5 protein-coding genes and 1 pseudogene are annotated in these 3,730 nt (G+C 66.1%); 4 read left to right on the top strand and 2 right to left on the bottom strand.

What is annotated here, in order from left to right:
• The first annotated feature begins 289 nt into the window (after positions 1–289).
• The 3 genes from ACK59X_RS15295 to ACK59X_RS15305 all read left to right on the top strand — a co-directional run bounded on the left by ACK59X_RS15295 (position 290) and on the right by ACK59X_RS15305 (position 1,559).
• Positions 290–697: a DUF1428 domain-containing protein gene (locus ACK59X_RS15295; RefSeq protein WP_409958424.1), complete on the top strand. Its 408-nt coding sequence runs from the start codon at positions 290–292 to the stop codon at positions 695–697.
• 151 nt (positions 698–848) lie between these two features.
• A complete protein-coding gene (locus ACK59X_RS15300) occupies positions 849–1,058 on the top strand; it encodes a DUF3606 domain-containing protein (RefSeq protein WP_409958426.1) in 210 nt (69 codons plus the stop codon).
• Positions 1,059–1,193: 135 nt separating this feature from the next.
• Complete coding sequence (locus tag ACK59X_RS15305) at positions 1,194–1,559, top strand: hypothetical protein (RefSeq protein ID WP_409958428.1); 366 nt, start codon at positions 1,194–1,196, stop codon at positions 1,557–1,559.
• Positions 1,560–1,576: 17 nt separating this feature from the next.
• Here ACK59X_RS15305 and ACK59X_RS15310 read toward each other — a convergent pair whose 3' ends face one another.
• On the bottom strand, positions 1,577–1,924 hold the full coding sequence (locus ACK59X_RS15310; RefSeq protein ID WP_409958430.1) for a hypothetical protein: 348 nt from the start codon (positions 1,922–1,924) through the stop codon (positions 1,577–1,579).
• A 288-nt stretch (positions 1,925–2,212) separates the two neighbouring features.
• Between ACK59X_RS15310 and ACK59X_RS15315 the strand changes: the two genes are divergently transcribed.
• Entirely contained in the window at positions 2,213–2,620 is a 408-nt protein-coding gene (locus ACK59X_RS15315) for a GFA family protein (protein ID WP_409958432.1), read from the top strand.
• 5 nt (positions 2,621–2,625) lie between these two features.
• On the opposite strand, the pseudogene ACK59X_RS15320 reads toward ACK59X_RS15315, so the two are convergent.
• Positions 2,626–2,909 (bottom strand): annotated as a pseudogene (locus ACK59X_RS15320) (short-chain dehydrogenase); the annotation flags it as partial.
• Positions 2,910–3,730: the final 821 nt, after the last annotated feature.

Below are 3,730 nucleotides of genomic sequence, written 5' to 3' on the forward strand. Positions count from 1 at the left end.
GGCAGAGTGGGGGCGCGCTGCGCCAGATTGGAAGAGTGCGATGAACCAGTTTGCGATCCTCTATGCGGATCGCTTCATCAAGTCCGCTGCTTAGACAAGCAGCTTCACCGCCTTGAACACAAAAAATCTGACACTCCCGCCTCCGCCCTCAGCAAAAGCATGCAGAAAGAAAGAAGACCGAGACGAAGGAGAAACGCCCTCGGCACACAGCGTTGCAATCCCTGACCACATGGCACAGCGAACCTCCCTAAGCTGGCGATTTTCACCACGCTGCCGCTGCCGCCATGCCATGACCTACATTGACTGCTATCTCGTCCCCGTGCCCCTTGCCAACAAGGCCGCCTACGAGCGCCTGGCCGCCTTCTCGGCCCAGGTGCTCCGGGAGTACGGCGTCCTTCGCACCATGGATTGCTGGCTCGACGAGGCGGGGCCCGAGGCCGCGAGCTACCACGGCGAGTCGGCGCGGGCCGGCGGTGATGGCGGTGAACCCGTGCAGTACGGAAGCTTTCGGGCAGCGGCCGGCGCCAGGGAGGGCGAGACCGTGGTGGTCTCCTGGGCGGAGTGGGCCGACAAGGCGGCCCGTGATGCCGGCATGGCGCGCTTCACCGCCGACCCGCGCATGCAGTTCGAGGGGCAGGAGCCCGTGTTCGACGGAGCCCGCGCTGTGGCGGCCGGGTTCATTCCCATGCCCGGATGATTGAAGACGGCGGCATGGAGCGGTCTGTTTTGTCCGCGCTCGGGACCGTGGCCCGAACGGGTGCTTTTCCTACGATGCCGGGCCACCGCCTTTGCGACCATGCATCACCAGCCACGTGATGGTCACCCCCTCCCCGAACCAAGGAGCTGCCATGCCAAGCCGTCAGAAAACCGTCCTCGGTGATTCGCACCTCATCATCGTCACGCAGGAGAGCGGCCTGTCCGAATGGATGAAGTCGCTAGACTGCTCGGAGGCCGACCTCCTGGAGGCCATGTCCGCCGTCGGCAACTCTGCTCAGGCCGTGCGCAACTACCTGTACGGCGGCAAGGGGCCGTGGCAGTGGGTGGCCGCAGCCGCATGAAGTGAAACACCCCCTGAGGCGCTTCGCGCCTCGGTGTGTCCGCCAGAGGCGGCCACTCTTCGGGCACGTGCAAGCCTGCGCAGGGGGCCATCGGCCAGAATCGGCCCCTGGCATGCAACACAAGGACAACGCCCCATGGCCTACGAACACCAATCGGCCTCGGCAGACGGACGCTTCGAGCTCCAGGTCGAGCCCTGGGAGGCACGCAATTCCCATTGGGTGTACACGCCGCAACTGCGCCACACCGCCAGTGGCCGGGTGCTGTTCCAGCCGTTCGCGTCGTCCTGGTCCGTCGATGGATCCACCTGGACCGGCAGCGAAGTGCGCATGTTTCTGCGCAAGTACCCGGGTGACCAGCCGCGCCCCGGCTTGGCGGCACGGGTAGATTGCGAACGCGAAGTCGCCTGGGTCGAAGGCAGCCGCGATGCGGCGCCCCTGGCGCTGGGCCAGTTGGAGGCCGCGCTGGAGCGTCGGCTGCTGGAGGGTGGACCTGACCGCTGACCAGCCAGGCGGCAATGTCAGGTTTTGACATGCCGCCGGGGATGGATGCGCATCGCGAAGATTGCATATTCGGCGATGCAGATCGCCATCCATGCGGCCCAGCGCGGCGCACCCAGGCCCAGCAGCGCGTACGCTGCGCACAGGCCGATGACGCCGCCCTGGATGACATAGGCCAGGATCTGGCCCAGGTCGGGTCCGTCCGTCCTGCGGCCCCAGAAGTAGGCCAGGATGAGGGGCAGGGGCATCAGGACCAGCACCGCCAGCCCTGCGCCCTGGCAATCGCCCCGGCACCGGTCGCCGGCATGGGCGGCAGCGCCCAGGGCGTTCCACAGGATGAAGGCAAGGATCAGGGCAAGGCGGCGCACGGGCATGGTTCCAACAGGGGTATCGGTGGGGGCCCGCAGTGTGAGCTTGCGTCGTTCACAACACAAACCATGGTCGGCGTACGGTTGGCGGGCTGGCAATGGCTGGTACGCAGACGGACCCTGGTATTTTCCGCCCATCGGGCCAGCGCCATTGGCGCATGAAAGGCGGTGTAAACCGGCTTCTTCTGGCGAATTGGCGGGGAACCAAGCGGCGGCTGTTGCATGCAGGGGTGTCCCACTCTGGGCACAATGGCCCGCTTGACAACGACCCTTGCCAGGAGAGCCCCCATGCAGGTCCAAGGACAATGCCATTGCGGCGCCATCGCGTACGAAGCCGAAGTCCAGCCGGGCAGCATGACCATCTGCCACTGCACGGACTGCCAAGTCCACTCCGGTTCGGCCTTTCGCGCCAACATCTCCGCGCCAGCAGCCACGTTTCGGCTGGTGAAGGGCAGGCCACGCACCTACGTCAAGACCGCCGACAGCGGCGTCCGGCGGCTGATGGCCTTCTGCGAGCACTGCGGCACGCCGCTGTACGCCTGCGCGGTGGAGTCGCCCACGGCCTATTCGCTGCGCACCGGGGCGATTCGCCAGCGGCACGGGCTGGGCACGCCCCAGCGGCAGATCTGGACGCAGCGGCGCCTGCCCTGGGTGCAGTTGCCGCAGGACCTGGAGGCCCATACCGGCCAGCCGTAAATCGGTCAGCCCTGCGGCATGCAGCTCCCGGGGATGGCAGGCAGGCTGACCTTCACAGACCGGGTGAAATCGTCCGCCATGACCTCGCTGGCGCCTGCCTCCAGGGCGTCGAGAGCCGCCTTCACCACGGCCTCGGGGGTCTGCTTGGGAATGTCGAGCCCTGTGGTCCGGTCGGTGTCCACAAAGCCATGTGCATCCACAGCACCTGTGTGCCCTGGGCCAGCAGTTCATGGCGCAGGCCGTTGGTCAACCCCCACGCGGCCGATGTGGTCGCGCCGCACCCTGCCAGCGGGGCGGGTTGCTGCGCTGAGCGTGCGCCCCTGCGGGTTCTCGGGCCCGGCGACCCTACTACCCTCGTGGTTCCTGATAGTTCGCGGCAGCACAGTGGTTGCCGCCGCTTGTAGGACGATGGACTCGCGGTGATATGGGCCCATGGCCCAGCCAAGGGGCTCGCCTTCCTACAGCGCGATCGCGATCCACAGGGGATAGTAAAAGCGCCGTATGTTCATGTGCGGCGCCAGGCGGGCAGGCCTGGCACGGGCAGGCGTTGCTGTTGCGGGCACTTGCGCCTATCTGTTGCCCGCCCTTCGGGGCGGGCTTTTTTCGTCTGGGCAATGCATGGCCATGCTGTGAAAATCGGCGACCAAGCCAGCGCCGAATTGCCAGCGCGACGGCGGCGACGGCGACGCCTGTGCGGCGATCAAATTCCGGCTTGGCCATCGCTGAGAAATACTCGGGGTGTCGGGCTAGACTTCCGGTATCGGCCGAGGCTGTGTGAAACGTCGATAGACGAATTTTGCCGGGGTGCTTCAACCCTTGCTCGCATCGAGATCGTGCGTTGTAGGCCGATCTGAGCGGTCGATTTCTGGGCGGACCTTCAAACCGAGGGCCCGACACGCGTTTTCACACAGCCTCGGCCAAAACCAGTCATCCGGAGAATTCTGCGCTGACAAAGAACGCCGACCTCGCCCAGGCGTCAACGCCGCTGCGAACCAGTTCGGCAATGGAGTTGCGCCGGCTGCTCTGAGGCGGATGCATAACTCGCCCGGTCGCGTCATTCCAGCGCCGGGCATCACCACCTCGCCGTTCGGACCCCAATCGACCTGCGTG

This window comes from Acidovorax sp., from assembly GCF_046339755.1.
Taxonomy (GTDB): Bacteria; Pseudomonadota; Gammaproteobacteria; order Burkholderiales; family Burkholderiaceae_C; genus Acidovorax.

Excerpts from the sequence above, each read along its gene's own strand:
- ACK59X_RS15295 (WP_409958424.1), top strand. The coding sequence starts at position 290 with ATGACCTACATTGACTGCTATCTCGTCCCCGTGCCCCTTGCCAACAAG.
- ACK59X_RS15300 (WP_409958426.1), top strand. The coding sequence starts at position 849 with ATGCCAAGCCGTCAGAAAACCGTCCTCGGTGATTCGCACCTCATCATC.
- ACK59X_RS15305 (WP_409958428.1), top strand. The coding sequence starts at position 1,194 with ATGGCCTACGAACACCAATCGGCCTCGGCAGACGGACGCTTCGAGCTC.
- ACK59X_RS15315 (WP_409958432.1), top strand. The coding sequence starts at position 2,213 with ATGCAGGTCCAAGGACAATGCCATTGCGGCGCCATCGCGTACGAAGCC.